This is a genomic window from Bordetella genomosp. 5 (assembly GCF_002261475.1).
Taxonomy (GTDB): domain Bacteria; phylum Pseudomonadota; class Gammaproteobacteria; order Burkholderiales; family Burkholderiaceae_B; genus Bordetella.
Map to the genome: position 1 here is coordinate 439,702 of NZ_NEVN01000009.1, position 17,415 is coordinate 457,116.

The following is a 17,415-nucleotide window of genomic DNA, read 5'->3' on the forward strand; positions in this document are numbered from 1 at the left end:
TGTACGGAATCCGCCCGAACCCCGATATTCGGGCTTGCGCGGATTTTGAAAACGAATATGTCACGAATTCACATATGTCGGGGCATCGGGGATGCAGGGCCGGCGCGCGAGCAGGTACACTGCCGCGTTGCCCCCGCCTGCCCGCCATGGAACCGAGTCCCGTACAGCTCAACGACATCGCCCTGTTTGTGGAAGTGGCCAAGCGCAAGAGCTTCAGCCTGGCCGCCCGGGCGCTGCACATCCCCACTTCCACGCTGTCGCGCCGCATCAGCCAGCTGGAGCGGGCGATCGGCCTGCGCCTGATCAACCGCAACACCCGCCGTCTCGAGCTCACCGACGCCGGCGATATCTATCTGCGCCGCTGCCAGGGCCTGATCGACGAGGCCCGGCTGGCGCACGAGCAGTTGCGCTCGCTCGCAAGCCGCCCCAAAGGCCGCCTGAGCATCTCGATTCCGTACAGCCTCGCCATCTGGCTGCTGCCTTCGTCGATCCGCGACTTCACCGATGCCTATCCCGACATCGAATGCGAATTCGATCTGAGCATGAAGTCGAGCGCGGATTCGCAGGGCGAGCCGTTCGACGTCATCCTGCGCTTCGGCCGCGATGGCGACGGCGAACCCGACACCCCGGGCAGCGTCGAACACGAGATCATCGCGCTCGACAACTATCTGTATGCCTCGGCGGATTATCTCGAGCGTCATGGCGAACCCGAGCAACCCGCCGACCTCGCGCATCATCAGTGCCTGCGCACCGCCATCGACGACGCGCACTCGTACTGGATCCTGAACAACGGCGTGCGGACCGAGCGCGTCGACGTGCAGGGGCAGCTCGCCGGCAACAACATCAGCGTCATGGGCACGCTCTCGGGTCTGGGGCTGGGCATCACGCGCCTGCCCTCGTGCCTGGCGCTGGATCCGGTGATCGAGCGCAACTCGCTGCGCCGCATCCTGCCCGACTGGAAGGTCCAGCCGATCTCGATCTACGCCCGCTTCCCGTCGCGCATCCTGCCGGCCAAGACCCGCGCCTTCATGGACTTCATCCGCCCGCAGCTCGGCCCGGCCGGTGCGCCCCCGCCGTCGAGCGCGCCGGTGGACACCGGCGCACGGCGTGCGCCGACCGACGCGCCGCACGCGGCCATGCCGCAGTTCAAGAATCCCGACTGAGGCCGTGGCACGCGCGGCACAAAAGCAAAACGCCGGCTAAGCCGGCGTTTTGTTGGTCTGGACCGAAGGCGCTTAGACGCGCTTGATCTTTTCCAGCATCTTGAACACGCCCTTGGGCGCGGTCACGAAAAGACGCTTGAAGCTCTTGCCCAGGCAACGACGTTCCAGGGTGTTACGACGCACGCGCTTGCGTTCTGCCATGATGATGACTCCGGTATAGGGTTCGCGGGTTGATTCGAAAAAGCCGCCGCGCAACCGGACATATCCAGTACAGCGACACCCGCAATCAAACTGCTTGCTGGCGTGCGGCGAAATTCAGGTAACTTGGGATTCTAGCCGGAAATCGGCGGGGCCGGCAAGGCGGCCAATTGTCCACGCGGCGACGGCGGCTCAGCTGTTGGCGTTCGGCCGCGCCAGGGATCCGTCCCCCGGTGGCCCTCAGCCTTCCGCCATCTTCGCCAGCACGGCCTCCGCGCGGGGCAGCGGCTCGACCGCGCCATAGCCCTGGGTCGACAGGGCCGCCGCCACGTTGGCGTAGGTGACCGCGGCGCGCCAATCGTCGCCCAGGCAACGGCGCGCCAGCAGATTGCCGGCGAAACAATCGCCCGCGCCGGTGGCATCCACCGCCTTCACGGGATGGCCGGGCACACGCACCCGGCTCTCGCCATCGTCGATTACCGCGCCGTCCTTGCCGAGCTTGAGCACCACCACACCGGGCGCGCCGGCCTCGCGGATCCAGTCGAGCGTGCGCTCGGGATCCTCGTGCCCGGTGAGGTGACGCAGGTCGTCCATGCTGGGCAGGAAGAGATCGGCCTGGGTGAGCGCCTCGCGCAGGATGGCGCGCGCCCGCGCCAGCGGCCAGAGCCGCAGACGCAGATTCGAATCGAGGCTGACCTCGGTGCCCGCGGCGCGGGCGCGCGCCATCGCGGCGAACACGGTGTCGCACGCGCTGGCGCTGATGGCGAGGCTGATGCCGGACACATGCAGAAAGCGCGCGCGCTCCACCAGGCCCAGCTCCAGATCGTCCGGCTGCATGCGGCTCGCCGCCGAGCCCGCGCGCAGATAGCTGAACACATGCCCGTCGGGGCCGTGCTGCACGAAATACATGCCGGTGTGGCCGCCGCTGTCGGTCAGCACGCCCTGCGTGTCCACGCCCTCGGCGCGCCACAGCTCGAGCAGTTGCTCACCGAAGGCGTCGTCGCCGACCCGGGTCAGATAGGCGCAGCGCGCGCCCTGCCGGGCGGCGGCGATCACCGCGTTGGAGGTATCGCCGCCCACGCCCTGCAGATACTGGCGCTCGCCGGCCTGGGTCTGGTTGAACTCGATCAGGGGCTCGCCCAGACCGACAATGTCGAAATCAGCCACGGGCGGCCTCCAGGGTCTGAACGATCTGCCGCACCAGCGTGCCGGTATCGCGCGCCGCGAAGGCGGTCTTGTCATAGAGATTGCTGCCGATGCCCACCATCGCCGCGCCGGCCGCGAAGTAATCGCCCATGTTCTGTGCGGTCACCCCGCCCGTGGGGCAGAACGCCACGTCCGGAAAGACCGCCTTGAGCGCGGCCAGATGGCGCGGCCCGCCCGTGTCGGCCGGGAACACCTTCACGATGTCCGCGCCGGCGCGCACCGCCTGTAGCACTTCGGTGGGCGTGAAGGCGCCCAGCAGGCACAGCCCGCCCGCGGCATGCGCCAGCTCCACGATGCCCGGGGTATGGCCGGGCGACACCAGAAAGTCCGCGCCCGCCGTCAGGGCATCGCGCGCCTGCGATTCATCCAGGATGGTGCCCACGCCCAGCACCACCTGGTCGCCGTGTTTGTCGCGCAGCGCGCGCACGAGGTCCGTCACGCCGGGGATGGTCCAGGTCAGCTCGAGCGTGGTGCAGCCGGCGTTGAACGCGACCTCGGCGGCGTAGGCGGCGGTCGCGGCGTCGTCGTAGCGCAGCACGGGCACCACCCGGGCGGTGTGCAAGGCGGTCAGGGCAGGATGATCGGAAGGAGCAGTCACGGAATACCTCGCTGAAAACGTGGAAACAGCAAAAGGAAGAGCGGGGACTCAGCCGCCCTGCGGCGGCAGCAGTCCGAGCAGCGCGCGCGAGCGCTCGCGCAGCGCCAGCAAAGGGGCGACATAGGCCTGCAGCGGGTCGGCGTGGGTGCGGAAGCACAGCACGCTCACACTGACGCAGGCTACCACTGTGTCATCGGGCGCCTGCAGCGCCACGCCATAGCAGCAGATGCCGGCTTCGTTTTCCTGGTCATCGAGCGCATAGCCACGGGCGCGCGCCTGCGGCAGCGTGGTGCTGGACAGCAAGCCCCGCGCCGCGGCGTCGCAATCGGGCAATGCGGCAAGGCGCGCCTCGCACAGTTCGGGCGCCAGCGCCGCGAGCCAGGCGCGACCCACCGCGCTGCGGTGCGCCGCGACCGTCGCGCCCACGCGCGACACCATGCGCAGCGGACCCGGGCTCTCGAGCTTGTCGATGTACATCATGGCGGTGCCCGCCGGCACGGCCAGATGCACGGTCTCGCCGGTGAGGTCGCGCAATGCGCGCAGCTCTCCGGCCAGGGCCTCGCGCACGTCGAACTGCGACCATGCGCGGCTCGCCAGGCCCAGCACGCGCGTGCCGATGCCATAGCCGCCTCGCATCTCGCGCAGCATCCCGTGCTCGGCCAGCGCCGCCACAATGCGATGCACGGTGGAACGCGGATAGCCGCTGGCGCGGGCGAGATCGGCGATCGACGGCGGCTGCGCGGCGTCGGCCACGGCCTGGAGAATGACCATGAATTTGGCGAAGGCGGCCGTCCCGGCCACGGTCGATTCGGACAAGACGTCTCCTGGTGCGCGGCGCCGGCGCGGCGGTGCGCAAAATCTGCGATACTGTTTATCCATACAGCTTGCCGCGCACCATGCCCCCGTGCCGGGCGCGCGGCTTGCGGTGTCGTACCTTCGCCGCTTACAGAGTGGCAGGCTTGAAATCCGCGCGCTCGCCCACATCTGGTTTATCCACAATGTGGTCATGGCGTTCACGATATAGCCAATTATTCCACAGTATCCTTCCCGGCCACACGATCTCGCGGCCGCGGCAGGCCGGCCCACCCCTCAGGCTACGATTACGCTTCATGAGCTCCCATATCCGCATCGTTGGCGCCCGCCAGAACAACCTGAAGAACCTGGACCTGGAGATCGCCACCGGCGAGCTCGTGGTCGTGACCGGGGTCTCGGGGTCGGGCAAAAGTTCGCTCGCGTTCGACACCCTGTATGCCGAGGGCCAGCGCCGTTATGTCGAGACCTTCTCGCCCTACGCGCGGCAGTTCCTCGACCGCATGGACAAGCCGCAGGTCGATCGCATCGAGGGCATCCTGCCCGCGATCGCCATCGACCAGACCAATCCGGTGCGCAGCTCGCGCAGCACGGTCGGCACCATGACCGAGCTCAACGATCACCTCAAGCTGCTGTTCGCGCGCGGCGCCAAGCTGTATTGCCGCGGTTGCGGCAAGCTCGTGCGCCGCGACTCGCCCGAATCGATCTTTCACGCGCTCACGCACCGCGCCGCCGAGGCCGGCGATCCGCGCCTCGTGATCACTTTCCCGATCGCGGTGCCGGCCAACTTCTCCGAAGATGAGGTGAAGGGCTTTCTCGAAGGCCAGGGCTACACGCGCGTGCACGCCGAAGACGCGGCGCCGGCGCGGGCCGCCGCTCCCGCCAAGGGCAAGGGCAAGAAGGCCGACAAGCAGGCCACCGAGGCCCGCCGCGTGCTGCACGTCGTGCAGGACCGGCTGCGCATGGGCAATGCCGAGCGCGACCGGGTCATGGAAGCGCTCGACACCGCGCTGCGCATGGGCGCCGGCCACCTCGCGATCCACGTGATGGACGACGACGGCGCCGACGCGGCCGTCTGGAAGTTCAGCGATCGGCTGCACTGTGCCGATTGCGACATCGAATACAGCGATCCGCTGCCCAGCAGCTTTTCGTTCAACTCCCCGCTCGGCGCGTGCGAGAGCTGCCGCGGCTTCGGCCGCGTGATCGGCATCGATTACGGCCTGGTGATCCCCGACGAAAACAAGACCCTGCTCGAGGGCGCGGTCAAGCCCTGGCAGACGCCGTCGTTCAAGGAATGCCAGGACGACCTGGTGAAGTACGCGCCCAAGGCCGGCATTCCGCTCGGCGTGCCCTGGAAGGCGCTCACCGAAGAACAGCGTGAATGGGTCATCCGCGGCACGCCCGACTGGAAGGGCGCCGACTCCGCCTGGAAAAACCAGTGGTACGGCGCGCGCCGCTTCTTCGACTGGCTCGAAACCAAGTCGTACAAGATGCACGTGCGCGTGCTGCTGTCCAAGTACCGCAGCTACACGCCCTGCCCCACCTGCAACGGCGCACGCCTCAAGCCCGATTCGCTGTTGTGGCGCCTGGGCAGCAAGGCCGAGGCCGATACGGTTCTGCCGCCCGATGACGGCCGCTATCGCCGCTTCATGCCGGCCGGCACCAACTGGTCGCGCGAACAGCTCGAGCAGCTCGATGGCCTGTCGCTGCACGACGTGATGCTGCTGCCGATCGAGCGCGTGCGAACATTCTTCGACACGCTGCGCTTCGAGGGCGCGCTCGACGCCGCCGCCGATCTGCTGCTCACCGAAGCGCGCGCGCGCCTCAAATTCCTGTGCGACGTGGGCCTCGGCTATCTCACGCTCGACCGCCAGAGCCGTACGCTGTCGGGCGGCGAGGTGCAGCGCATCAACCTCACCACCGCGCTGGGCACCTCGCTGGTCAATACGCTGTTCGTGCTCGACGAGCCGTCGATCGGCCTGCATCCGCGCGACATGCATCGCGTGGTCGAGGTCATGCATCGCCTGCGCGACGCCGGCAACACGCTGGTGGTGGTCGAGCACGACCCGCAGGTCATGGTGGCGGCCGACCGCATCATCGATATCGGCCCGGGTCCGGGCGAGCGCGGCGGCCAGATCGTTTTCGACGGCACGCCGGCCCAGCTGCGCACGGCGCCCACGCTCACGGGCGACTATCTCGGCGCGCGCCAGCGCGTCGAAGCGCCGCGGCCCATGCCGGTGGCGGCCAACACGCCCAAGCTGTTGCTCGAAGGCGTACGGGCGCACAACCTGAAAAACGTCTCGATCGCGCTGCCGCTGGGCCGGCTGGTCTGCGTGACCGGCGTGTCGGGCTCGGGCAAGTCCACGCTGGTCCAGGACGTGCTGTATCCGGCGCTGCTCAAGCACCAGGGCAAGCCGTCCGAGAGCCCCGGGGAGTTCGATCGTCTGCTGGGCGCCGAGCAGATCGCCGAGGTCGTGATGGTCGACCAGACCCCGATCGGCAAGACCGCCCGCTCCAACCCGGCCAGCTACGTGGGCGCCTTCGACGCGATCCGCAAGCTGTTCGCCCAGGCCCCGGTGGCCAAGGAGCGCGGCTACACCGCCGGCACGTTCAGTTTCAATAGTGGCGACGGCCGCTGCCCCACCTGCGGCGGCACCGGCTTCGAACACGTCGAGATGCAGTTCCTGTCCGACGTCTACCTCCGCTGCCCCGACTGCGACGGCAAGCGCTTCCGCCCCGAAGTGCTCGAGGTCCGCATCGAACACCTGAACAAATCGGCTTCGATCGACCAGGTGCTCGAAATGACCGTGAGCGAAGCGGTCGAGTTCTTCCGTGGTCTGCGCGACGTGCAGACCGGCCTCGCGCCGCTGGCCGATGTCGGTCTCGAATACGTGCGGCTGGGCCAGCCCGTGCCCACGCTGTCGGGCGGCGAGGCGCAACGCCTCAAGCTCGCGGGCCATCTGGCCGAAGCGGCTCGCTCCGGCATTTCGACGGCCAAGGTGGCCAAGAAGGGCAGCCTGTTCCTGTTCGACGAGCCCACCACCGGTCTGCACTTCGACGATGTCGCGCGTCTGATGCGCGCGTTCCGCAAGCTGCTGGCGGCCGGCCACACGCTGCTGGTGATCGAGCACAACCTCGACGTGATCCGCGCGGCCGACTGGCTCATCGACCTGGGTCCGGACGGCGGCGACGCCGGTGGCGAACTGGTGGGCGTGGGCACGCCGCAAGACCTGATGGACAACCCGCGCTCCTACACCGGCGCCGCGTTGCGCGACTACGAGGTCAGCATCCTGCCGGCCGACGTGGTGGTGTCCAGCGACGCCGACCGCCAGGAGGCCGAGCAGGCCGGGCTGGTGGCGCGTGTCGCCGAGCCCGACGCCGACTACGGCACGCCGCTGCAATCGCACCTGCGCCATCGCCGCGAGGCCGCGCGCGCCATCGAAATCAAAAACGCCCGCGAGCACAACCTCAAAAACGTCAGCGTCGAGATTCCGCGCGACAAGTTCACCGTGATCACGGGCGTGTCGGGCTCGGGCAAGTCCACCCTCGCCTTCGACATCCTGTTCAACGAAGGCCAGCGCCGCTACCTCGAATCGCTCAATGCCTACGCGCGCGCCATCGTGCAGCCCGCGGGCAAGCCCGACGTGGACGCGATCTTCGGCATTCCGCCCACGGTGGCGATCGAGCAGCGCACCAGCCGCGGCGGCCGCAAGTCGACCGTCGCCACGATGACCGAGATCCATCATTTCCTGCGGCTGCTTTACGTCAAGCTGGGCACGCAATACTGCCCCGACTGCAACGTGCCGGTCGAGCCGCAGAACACCGACCAGATCGTGGCGCGCCTGATGCGCGAGCACAAAGGCACGCACATCGGCGTGCTGGCGCCGCTGGTCACCGCGCGCAAGGGCTACTACACCGACCTCGCGAAATGGGCGTCGGGCAAGGGCTACTCGCACCTGCGCGTCGACGGCGAATTCATTCCCGTGAGCCCGTGGCCCCGCCTCGACCGCTACAAGGAGCACACCATCGAACTGCCGGTGGCCGACGTGCTGGTCGACCCGGCCGACGAAGCCGGCCTGCGTGACGCCGTTCGCACCGCGCTCGAGTTCGGCCAGGGCACCATGAGCGTGCTCACCGACCTGACGCAGGGCGGCGGATCGCTCGAAGAGCGCCGCGACGGCGGCATTGCCGCCCAGGCCACGCAGCAGCACTTCTCGGTCAAGCGCGCCTGCCCCTCGTGCGGCATCAGCTTCCCCGAGCCCGATCCGCGCCTGTTCTCCTACAACTCCAAGCACGGCTGGTGCACGGGCTGCTTCGGCACCGGGCTGCAGCTCAGCGGCTTCGACGAAGAGCAGACCGGCGAAGAAACCGCCTGGAACGCCTGGTACGAGGGCGATGCGCAGACCTGCAAGGTCTGCCATGGCCAGCGGCTCAACCGCACCGCGCTGGCCGTCCGCTGGCGCGATCGTTCCATCGCCGAGCTCGCGTCGCTGCCGGTGTCCGATGCCCACACGTTCTTCACGGGCCTCGTCACGCGTGGCCGCGAAGGCGAGATCGCGCGCGACATCCTGGCCGAGATCCGCGGCCGCCTCGACTTCATGCAGGAAGTCGGCCTGAACTACCTGGCGCTGGACCGCGCGGCCCCCACCCTCTCGGGCGGCGAGGCGCAGCGCATCCGGCTCGCCGCGCAGCTGGGCTCCAATCTGCAGGGCGTGTGCTACGTGCTCGACGAACCCACGATCGGCCTGCATCCGCGCGACAACCGCATCCTGCTCGACGCGCTCGCGCGCCTCGAGGGCAACGGCAACACGCTGGTGGTGGTCGAGCACGACGACGACACCATCAAGCGCGCCTCGCACATCATCGACATCGGTCCGGGCGCGGGCATCCGCGGCGGCCGCGTCGTGGCCCAGGGCACGGCCGAAGACCTGATCGCCTCGCCCGAGTCCGTCACGGGCCGTTATCTGGCCAAGCCGCTCGCGCATCCGCTCGAAGGCCGCCGGCCGGTCACGGCCGACACGCCCATGATCGAAGTGAAGGGCGCGCACCTGCACAACCTGCGCAATGTCGATGCCCGCATTCCGGTCGGCCGCCTGTCGGTGGTCACCGGCGTGTCGGGGTCCGGCAAGTCGACGCTGGCGCGCGAGGTGCTGCTCGACAACCTGGTCCATGCGGTCTCGCAGGGCAAGGCGCCAGCCTGGAACGGCTGCGCCCGCATCAGCGGCTGGGAGGCCATCGACCGCGTGCTCGAGGTCGACCAGACCCCCATCGGCAAGACGCCGCGCTCCTGCCCCGCCACGTATGTCGGCTTCTGGGACGACGTGCGCAAGCAATTCGCCGATACGCGCGAGGCCCGCATGCGCGGCTGGGGCGCGGCGCGCTTCTCGTTCAACACCGGCGACGGCCGCTGCCCGATCTGCGAAGGCCAGGGCATGCGCACCATCGAGATGAGCTTCCTGCCCGACGTCAAGGTGCCCTGCGATGCCTGCGGCGGCGCGCGCTTCAACGCCGACACGCTGAGCGTGCAGATGCGCGGCAAGAACGCGGGCGAGGTGCTCAAGCTCGAGGTCGACGATGCCCTCGAATACTTCGCGGCCCATCCGAAGATCCACCGCCCGCTGCAGCTCATGCAGGACGTGGGTCTGGGCTACCTGACGCTCGGGCAGCCCTCGCCGACCCTGTCGGGCGGCGAGGCGCAGCGCATCAAGCTGGTCACCGAGCTCTCCAAGGCGCGCCTGACCGACGGCCTCATCAAGACCGGCCGCGCCTCGCGCATCCCGCACACGCTCTACGTGCTGGACGAGCCCACGGTGGGCCTGTCGATGGCCGACGTCGAGAAGCTGATCCACGTGCTGCATCGCCTCGTCGAGGCGGGCAATACGGTGGTCGTGATCGAACACAACCTCGACGTGATCGCCGAGGCCGACTGGCTGCTGGACCTCGGTCCCGAGGGCGGCACCGGCGGCGGCCAGCTGGTGGGCGAAGGCTCGCCCGAAGACGTCATGGAAAAGGCGCCGGATTCGCATACGGGCCGTGTGCTCAAAGAGTTTCTGGCCGCTTCCTCTCAATGACACAGTGCTGGTTTGAAGATCGGCTGGCCGGGCGCGCCTTGCGCCTGGCCGATCCGATCGCGCGCATCGAAGCGCGGCGGCGCGACGACCTGCCGCGCGTCTGGCACGAGATCGACGCCGCACGTGCGGCCGGCCATTGGGTCGCCCTGCTGCTGGACTACGAACTGGGCGAGTGGCTCGCGCCCGAGTCGCTGCTGCCCGCGCCCGACGGGCCCTGCCCGCCGCCGGCCGACGACGGCAGCGCGCGGCTGACCGCGCTGGTGTTCGGCCGCGCGGAACACGGCGCGTGCTGGCAGGCGCCGGCCCCGGCCGTGCCGGCGCGCGTGACGTCGGTGCAGCCCCGGCTCGCACGCGACGACTACCTGGCGGCGATCTCGCGCATCCGCGCCCAGATCGCGGCCGGCGAGCAGTACCAGATCAACTACACCCAACCGCTGGCCGTGCGCGTCGACGGCGATCCCGCCGCGCTCTATCGCGATATCGCCGCCCGCCATCCGGTGCCGCACGCGGCCTACATCGAAGACGGCGCGCACACCGTGCTGTCGTTTTCGCCCGAGCTGTTCGTGGCGCGGCAGGGCGACCGCCTCGTCACCCGCCCCATGAAGGGCACGGCGCCGCGCTCTGCGGATCCCGCCGAGGATGCGCGCCTGCGCGCCGCGCTGCTGGCCAGCGAGAAAGACCGCGCCGAGAATCTGATGATCGTGGATCTGCTGCGTAACGATCTGGGCCGGCTGGCCGAGCCCGGCTCGGTCACGGTGGATGCGCTGTTCACGCTGGAGCAGTACCCCTCGGTCTGGACCATGACGTCCACGGTGAGCGCGCATGTGCCGGACGCCGGCCTGGCCGACGTGCTGGCCGCCCTGTTTCCGTGCGGCTCGATCACGGGCGCGCCCAAGATCGCGGCCATGCGCCGCATCCGCCAGATGGAGATCGCGCCGCGCGGCCTTTATTGCGGCAGCGTGGGCTGGCTCGCGCCCGACGGCGACTTCTCGCTCAACGTGGCGATCCGCACGCTGGTGCTCGACGCGCAGGGCCGCGGCGTGTACAGCGTGGGCGGCGGCATCGTGCACGATTCCGACCCGGCGCTCGAATGGGAGGAATGCCACTGGAAAGCGCGTATTCTTGCGGAATCGCCCGCGCGCTGACGCACCTCGTTCATCCGGAGCCGCCCATGTCGCCCGAACTCATCGAAACCATCCTCGTCACCGCCACGCGCGACATGCCGCTGTTGCCGCGCCATCTGGTGCGCCTGGCGAGCAGCGCCCAGGACCTGGGCTACCGCTGCGACGAGATGGGCGTCGAGACCCAGGTGCGGGCCGCGGCCCGCGCGCTCACCGCCCCGGGGCCGCACCGCTTGCGCCTGCTGCTCGATCGGGCGGGCCAGTGCACCATCCAGACGGCGCCGCTCGCGCCGCTGCCGCTGGTGCAGGAAATCCTGATCGCGCCCGAAACGCTGAACGCCTCGGAGCCGCTGCTGCGCTACAAAACCACGCACCGGCCCTGGTACACCAAAACCATCGAGTGGCTGCCCTCGCATCCGCACATTTTCGATCTGGTCTATATCAATCAGCGCGGCGAGGTCTGTGAAGGCAGCCGCAGCAATGTGTATGTGCAACAGGGCGACCGCTGGTACACGCCTCCCGTCGACAGCGGTTGCCTGCCCGGCGTGCAACGCGCCGCGCTGCTCGATGCCAACGACGTGCACGAGCGCGTGCTGACCGTGCAGGACCTGCGCGAAGCGCGCGCCCTGCGGCTCTCGAACGCGTTGCGAGGCTGGTTCGACGTGGTGCTGCGGGACGCCTGAGGCCTCAGGTGCCGGCGCCGGCCGCCTGGGCCAGGATGGTCTGCACCGCCTCGTTGGCGGCTGCCAGGCCCATCGCGGCCGTCACCATCACCACCGATCCATAACCGGCGCACGACAGACCCTGCGGCGCGGCGGGCCGCACATCGGCGCCCATGTCGTCTTCGGCCTCGCTCGCGCTCGTCCAGGCGGCGGGCAGGATGGCTGGTTGATCGAACCACAACGCCCGCACACCCATGCGCGGCACGCGCTTGAGCGCCCGGCCGTTCTGGTCGCTGGCGCGCGGAAAGCCATGCTCGCGGCGCAGCTTGTTGCGCAGCTTGGACAGCAGCGCGTCGTTCAGCGACTGCGACAGATCGCCCGCGCGCAGCGCCAGCGGATCGGTCTTGCCGCCCGCGCCGCCGCACAGCAGCATCGGAATGCCGCGCGCGCGGGCGTGCAGAATCATGGCAATCTTGGCGGCCGCCTGATCGGTGCAATCGATGATCATCGCGTAGTGGCCGGCGAGCAGCGTGGCGACGTTGGCCGGATCCACGAAATCGTCGATGCGGGTCACCACGCACTCGGGGTTGATCGCCGCGATGCGGTCTGCCATGGCCTCGACCTTGGCCTGGCCCAGCGTGCCGGTCAGCGCGTGGATCTGGCGGTTGACGTTGGACTCGGCGATGTGGTCCAGGTCGATCAGCGTGAGGGCGCCCACGCCGCAACGCGCCAGCGCCTCGGCCGTCCAGGAGCCGACGCCGCCCAGGCCCACCACGGCCACATGCGCGCCGCGCAGCCGTGCCGGGCCGTCCGGGCCATACAGCCGAGACAGCCCGCCGAAGCGGCGTTCGGCGTCGATGTCACAGGAGGCGGAGAGGTCGGGCGGGGCAATCGTCATGGGCGTCATTGTCCCACGGGCGGCGTGACCATGTCGCCGCCCAGCGCCTGGTAGATCGTGACCTGATTGAGCAGGCGATCGAGCGTGTTCTGGTCGCGCTCGACCTCGGCCAGCCGGCGCTGCTCCTGCGCGTCGAGCCAGAACCGCAGGGACACCGCGCCCGCGCGGTACCGCACCTCGTACAGGCTCTCGGCCTGACGCGCGGCCGCCAGCGCCGCCTCGAGCCGCTCGGCGCGCAGCGCGAGCTGGGTGCGCGCCGACAGGGCGTTCTCGACATCGGCCATGGCTTGGTAAAGCGCCTGGCGGAACTGCACCACGCGCACGGCGTACTCGGCCTCGGACACGCGGATCGACAGCCGCATCTGATTCCAGTTGAGGAACGGCAGGGTCAGCCCCGCCCCCAAGGTGGCCACCGGATTCTGCAGCAGGTTGCCGAGGGCCGTGCTGCCGGTGCCCAGCGCGCCCGTCAGCGTCAGCGGCGGATAGAAACTGGCCCGCGTCGCATCGGTCTGGGCCAGCGCCTGGCGCAGGCGGAATTCGGCCGCGCGCAGATCCGGCCGGCGGGCCAGCAGGTCCGCGGGCAGCCCCGCCGGCACGACCGGCAGCGTGGCGAGCGGCAGACGCGCCGGGTTCGCCATGACGCGGTCCGGCGGGCTGTCGAACAGGATCGTCAGGCCGTTGATGTACTCGACCCGCAACTGCACCAGGTCGGTCTGCGCGGCCTGCTGACTCGCGAGATTGCGCCGCGCCTCGGCCACCTCGAGCGCCGACGTGCCGCCGGCCTCGTACTGTGCCTGCACCAGATCCAGCGTGCGCTGCGCATAGGCGATGCTCTGCAGGCTGGTGGCGATGCGCTGGTTGATGAACGCGATGCGCCAATACAGCGTGGCGGTGGTCCCGATCAGGCTGAGCTCGGCGCTCGCCCGATCCTGCTCGGTGGCGGCCGCCTCCCATTCGGCGGCGTCGGTGAGGCTGTCGAGCCGGTTCCAGAGGTCGAGCTCGTAGCTCACCGTGAGCTGGGCGGTGTTGCTGCGCGAGATCACGCGGTCGCCGTCGAGCTGGCGCTGGCGCTGCACATCGACGCCGGCGCCGACGGTCGGAAACTGATCCGAACGCGCGAGACCCGCGCGCAGCTGCGCCTGTCGCACCCGCAGCGCCGCGGCCGCGAGATCATTGTTGCGTTCGAGCGCGAGCGCCACCAGGTCCGTGAGCACGGGATCGTCGAAATGGCGCCACCAGAGCCCGCCCGCGCCGATGTCCTGTTGGGTCGCGTACTGCCAGGCCGGCGGCGTGGCGACGGCGGGACGCTGATAGTCGGTCTGCATGAGGCCGCAGCCCGACAACAGAAGCGGCACGGCCAGCAGGCCGGCGAGCACGGCGCGGCGCGCCGGTTGCATGGTGATCTTCATTCTCGAGCCAGAGATTGCACGGGATCCAGCCGGGCGGCATTGCGCGCCGGCAGGTAGCCGAAACCCACGCCGATCAGCGTGGAGCAGACGAACGCGGCCACCATCGAGGTCCCCGAATAGATGAGCTGAAACGCGCCGCGCGTCGCCTGCGACACCAGCACGCCCAGCCCCAACGACAGCAGGATGCCGAGCATGCCGCCGATCAGGCAGACCAGCACGGCCTCGATGAGGAACTGCTGCATGATGTCGCCCCGGCGCGCGCCCACCGCCATGCGCACGCCGATCTCGCGGGTGCGTTCCGTGACCGACACCAGCATGATGTTCATCACGCCGATGCCGCCCACGACCAGCGAGATGATGGCGATGGCCGACACCAGCAGCGTCATGGTGGCGGTGGTGCGTTCGATGGTCTGCCGGATCGTGTCGGTGTTGAACACGAAGAAGTCCTTGGTGCCGTGGCGCTGCGTCATCAACTCGGTGATGGCCTGCTCGGCGGCCTTGGTCGGCACGTCGTCGCGCACCCGCACGGTGATGCTGCGCAGATGCTGCTGGCCCAGCACCCGGCTCAGGGCCGTGGTGTACGGGATCCAGACGTTCAGCGTCTCGGCGTTGCCGAACATGCTTTCCTTGCGCTCGGTCACGCCGATCACGCGCACGGGCACGGTGCCCAGAAAGATCACCTGGCCGATCGCCTCGGTGTGCGTGCCGAACAGCGTCTTGCGCGTGTTCTCGTCGATCACGGCCTCCTGCGCCCGCCGGTTCACGCCCTCGGCATCGAAGAACTTTCCTTGCGAGAGCGTCAGGCCGCGCACGCGGAAGAACTGCTCGCCCACACCCTGGATCGAGCCGTTCACCGAGATGTTGCGATAGCGCAGCGACGCGCTCGTCGTGACCTCGGGCGTCACGCTGTCGACGTAACTCTGCCGCGCCAGCGCCGCCGCGTCGGCGGGCACCAGCGTGCGTATGGTGGCGGCCTTCTCGTCGCCGAAGTCCTTGCCGGGATACACGTCCACGGTGTTGGTGCCGATCTGGCTGATGTCGGCCAGGATCTTCTGACGCGACCCTTCGCCCAGCGCCACCACCGACACGACCGCGGCAATGCCGATCACGATGCCCAGCATCGTCAGGAAGGTGCGCAACCGATGGGCGTTCATCGCCAGCAACGCCATGCGCAATGCCTCGTTGGCGCGGTCGAGCGTGGCCTGCCAGGGCCTGGCCCGGCGCGTGGACGCGCGCGTGGCCGCCTCCGGCGCGGCGGCAAGCGCGGGCGCATCGGGATTGGCGCGATCGGCCACGATACGGCCATCGCTGATTTCGATGATGCGGCGCGCGTGGCGCGCCACGTTCATATCGTGGGTGACCAGCACGATGGTGTGACCCGCCGCGTTCAGCTCCTCGAGAATGCGCAGCACTTCCTGGCCGGTGTGGGTGTCGAGCGCGCCGGTGGGCTCGTCGGCCAGGATGATGCGGCCGCCGTTCATCAGGGCGCGCGCGATACTCACGCGCTGCTGCTGCCCGCCCGAGAGCTGCCCCGGCCGGTAATCCAGGCGCTCGCCCAGGCCCAGCCGCTCGAGCAGGGCCTGCGCGCGTTCGTGGCGCGGCAAGCGGCCTAAACCGGCGTACACCGCCGGCATCTCGACGTTGCCCTGGGCGGTCAGGTCCGACAACAGGTGATAGCGCTGGAAGATGAAGCCGAAATGTTCACGGCGCAGCTCGGCGAGCTCGTCCGGATCCATGTCCGAGGTCGCCCTGCCATCGACGCGGTACGCGCCGCGGCTGGGGCGATCCAGGCAGCCCAGGATGTTCATCAGGGTCGACTTGCCCGAGCCCGACGCGCCCACGATGGCCACCATCTCGCCCGCGGCGATGGTGAGGTTCACGTCGCGCAGCACCGCCACGGTCTGGTCGCCGGCGGCGAACTCGCGCCACACGTCCACGAGCGAAATCAGCGGCATGTCGGCCGCGTCGGCTGGCACGGCGCCCGGCAGCCCGGCGCCCGGCTGCCCGGCGCCCGGCTGCCCGGCGCCAGGGTTCTGGCTTGCCGTCATCGCGGCGCGGCGCCCGGTTGCGGCAGCGTGGCCGCCTCGGCGGACACCACCTTGTCGCCCGCGGTCAGCCCCTCGAGGATCTGCGCGCTGACGTTATTGTTCATGCCCACCTTGACCTCGCGCGGCGTCAGGGTGCCGTCCGCGTTCACCAGCTGCACGGTGTAGCGTCCATCGGCGCCACGCTTGCCCAGCGCCGACGCCGGAATGACGAGGGTCTGCTTGGCCTCGCCTAGCACGATGAAGACCTGCGCCGTCATCGAGATGCGCAGCGTCTGGTCGGGGTTGGGCACGTCGAAGAGGCCGTTGTAATAGACCGCGGCGCTGCTCGAGCCCCCGCTCGTGCTGGACCCGGTCAGCGCCGCGGTGCTCTCGTCGCGCTGGATCGAATCGGGCGCGGGCTCGATGGCGCGCAAGGTGCCCTCGTAGCGCTGATCGGGCTCGCCGAGAATGGTGAAGTAGACCTTCTGTCCCGCGCGCACCCGGGTCACATCGGCCTCGGAGATCTGCGCCTTGACGGTCATGGTGTCGACCTGCGCCACCTTGATGATGGTGGGCGCGGTCTGAAACGAGTTCACCGTCTGCCCTTCCTTGGTCACGATGGCCACGACCTTGCCGTCCATCGGGGAACTGATCCGGGTGTAGCCGAGGTTCACCGTCGCGGTGTCGACCTCGATGCCGGCCTGCGCGATCTGCGCGTCCAGCGCGGCGATGTCGGCGCGCGTGACCGCCAGCGTGGCTTCGGCCTCCTCGTAGTCGGCGCGGGAGCTGGCGTCGCGCGCCAGCATGTCGCGCTGGCGCCGGAACGCCAGCTCGGCCTGCTTGAGCGTGGCCTGCCTGGCGCGCCGCTCGGCCTTGCGCGTCTCGAGCGCGGCCTGGGCATTGCGCAGGTCGTTCTGCTGCGTCAGGTCGTCGATCTCGGCCACGAGCTGCCCCTGGCGCACCTCGTCGCCGAGTTTCACCTTGAGCGACTTGACCTGGCCCGAGACCTGGGCGCCGACGCTGACCTGCCGCACGGCCTCGAGCGTGCCGGACGCCAGCACGCTGTTCTCCATATCCGCGACGCGGGCCTCGGCCGTCGCGTAGGACGGCGCCGGAGGCTTGCTGAAGAAGACTCCCCGCGCCACCAACAACAGCAGCACGATCACGATCGCGATCCAGATATAGCGTTTTCTTTTGCTCTTACGTGCGCGCGTGGCTTGCCCGGGCGTGGTCGTCATGCTGAAGGTGGATA

12 protein-coding genes are annotated in these 17,415 nt (G+C 69.2%); 4 read left to right on the forward strand and 8 right to left on the reverse strand.

The genetic code is table 11. From position 1 onward, the window contains the following. The first annotated feature begins 146 nt into the window (after positions 1-146). Positions 147-1,163 (forward strand): LysR family transcriptional regulator, encoded by a 1,017-nt coding sequence (locus CEK29_RS18440; RefSeq protein WP_094858909.1) that lies wholly within the window; start codon positions 147-149, stop codon positions 1,161-1,163. Positions 1,164-1,235: 72 nt separating this feature from the next. Here the strand turns inward: CEK29_RS18440 and CEK29_RS24150 are convergent, their stop codons facing one another. The 4 genes from CEK29_RS24150 to CEK29_RS18460 form a co-directional block, all read right to left on the reverse strand. Then, a complete protein-coding gene (locus CEK29_RS24150; RefSeq protein WP_255176191.1) occupies positions 1,236-1,364 on the reverse strand; it encodes a hypothetical protein in 129 nt (42 codons plus the stop codon). Between the two features lie 237 nt (positions 1,365-1,601). Next, the gene (locus tag CEK29_RS18450) at positions 1,602-2,528 is read right to left on the reverse strand and encodes a sugar kinase (protein ID WP_094802941.1); all 927 of its coding nucleotides are present in this window, start codon (positions 2,526-2,528) and stop codon (positions 1,602-1,604) included. Further along, the gene (locus CEK29_RS18455; RefSeq protein ID WP_249279152.1) at positions 2,521-3,165 is read right to left on the reverse strand and encodes a bifunctional 4-hydroxy-2-oxoglutarate aldolase/2-dehydro-3-deoxy-phosphogluconate aldolase; all 645 of its coding nucleotides are present in this window, start codon (positions 3,163-3,165) and stop codon (positions 2,521-2,523) included. The genes CEK29_RS18450 and CEK29_RS18455 overlap by 8 nt, the downstream gene beginning before the upstream one ends. 48 nt (positions 3,166-3,213) lie before the next feature. Beyond that, on the reverse strand, positions 3,214-3,981 hold the full coding sequence (locus tag CEK29_RS18460; protein WP_255176192.1) for an IclR family transcriptional regulator: 768 nt from the start codon (positions 3,979-3,981) through the stop codon (positions 3,214-3,216). A 293-nt stretch (positions 3,982-4,274) separates the two neighbouring features. Between CEK29_RS18460 and uvrA the strand changes: the two genes are divergently transcribed. Genes uvrA through CEK29_RS18475 form a run of 3 tightly spaced genes read left to right on the forward strand, consistent with a single transcriptional unit; the run spans position 4,275 to position 11,850 of the window. Next, complete coding sequence (gene uvrA, locus CEK29_RS18465) at positions 4,275-10,046, forward strand: excinuclease ABC subunit UvrA (protein ID WP_094858911.1); 5,772 nt, start codon at positions 4,275-4,277, stop codon at positions 10,044-10,046. Continuing rightward, positions 10,043-11,191, forward strand: coding sequence for an aminodeoxychorismate synthase component I (locus CEK29_RS18470; protein WP_094858912.1), 1,149 nt, complete (start codon positions 10,043-10,045; stop codon positions 11,189-11,191). Before uvrA ends, CEK29_RS18470 begins: the two co-directional genes overlap by 4 nt. 26 nt (positions 11,192-11,217) lie before the next feature. Then, positions 11,218-11,850, forward strand: a complete 633-nt coding sequence (locus CEK29_RS18475; protein ID WP_094858913.1) for an aminotransferase class IV family protein — start codon at positions 11,218-11,220, stop codon at positions 11,848-11,850. A gap of 4 nt (positions 11,851-11,854) precedes the next feature. Here CEK29_RS18475 and CEK29_RS18480 read toward each other — a convergent pair whose 3' ends face one another. The 4 genes from CEK29_RS18480 to CEK29_RS18495 all read right to left on the reverse strand — a co-directional run bounded on the left by CEK29_RS18480 (position 11,855) and on the right by CEK29_RS18495 (position 17,401). After that, complete coding sequence (locus CEK29_RS18480; protein ID WP_094803307.1) at positions 11,855-12,727, reverse strand: tRNA threonylcarbamoyladenosine dehydratase; 873 nt, start codon at positions 12,725-12,727, stop codon at positions 11,855-11,857. 5 nt (positions 12,728-12,732) lie between these two features. Beyond that, positions 12,733-14,136, reverse strand: a complete 1,404-nt coding sequence (locus CEK29_RS18485) for an efflux transporter outer membrane subunit (protein WP_255176193.1) — start codon at positions 14,134-14,136, stop codon at positions 12,733-12,735. Continuing rightward, positions 14,133-16,091, reverse strand: a complete 1,959-nt coding sequence (locus CEK29_RS18490) for a MacB family efflux pump subunit (RefSeq protein ID WP_094858953.1) — start codon at positions 16,089-16,091, stop codon at positions 14,133-14,135. The genes CEK29_RS18485 and CEK29_RS18490 overlap by 4 nt, the downstream gene beginning before the upstream one ends. Before the next feature lie 89 nt (positions 16,092-16,180). Continuing rightward, complete coding sequence (locus tag CEK29_RS18495) at positions 16,181-17,401, reverse strand: efflux RND transporter periplasmic adaptor subunit (RefSeq protein WP_094858914.1); 1,221 nt, start codon at positions 17,399-17,401, stop codon at positions 16,181-16,183. Positions 17,402-17,415: the final 14 nt, after the last annotated feature.

What these genes read in the sequence shown, in the direction of transcription:
- CEK29_RS18440 (WP_094858909.1), top strand. Translation starts at nt 147, where the DNA reads ATGGAACCGAGTCCCGTACAGCTCAACGACATCGCCCTGTTTGTGGAA.
- CEK29_RS24150 (WP_255176191.1), bottom strand. Translation starts at nt 1,364, where the DNA reads ATGGCAGAACGCAAGCGCGTGCGTCGTAACACCCTGGAACGTCGTTGC.
- uvrA (WP_094858911.1), top strand. Translation starts at nt 4,275, where the DNA reads ATGAGCTCCCATATCCGCATCGTTGGCGCCCGCCAGAACAACCTGAAG.
- CEK29_RS18470 (WP_094858912.1), top strand. Translation starts at nt 10,043, where the DNA reads ATGACACAGTGCTGGTTTGAAGATCGGCTGGCCGGGCGCGCCTTGCGC.
- CEK29_RS18475 (WP_094858913.1), top strand. Translation starts at nt 11,218, where the DNA reads ATGTCGCCCGAACTCATCGAAACCATCCTCGTCACCGCCACGCGCGAC.
- CEK29_RS18480 (WP_094803307.1), bottom strand. Translation starts at nt 12,727, where the DNA reads ATGACGATTGCCCCGCCCGACCTCTCCGCCTCCTGTGACATCGACGCC.
- CEK29_RS18485 (WP_255176193.1), bottom strand. Translation starts at nt 14,136, where the DNA reads ATGAAGATCACCATGCAACCGGCGCGCCGCGCCGTGCTCGCCGGCCTG.
- CEK29_RS18490 (WP_094858953.1), bottom strand. Translation starts at nt 16,091, where the DNA reads ATGCCGCTGATTTCGCTCGTGGACGTGTGGCGCGAGTTCGCCGCCGGC.
- CEK29_RS18495 (WP_094858914.1), bottom strand. Translation starts at nt 17,401, where the DNA reads ATGACGACCACGCCCGGGCAAGCCACGCGCGCACGTAAGAGCAAAAGA.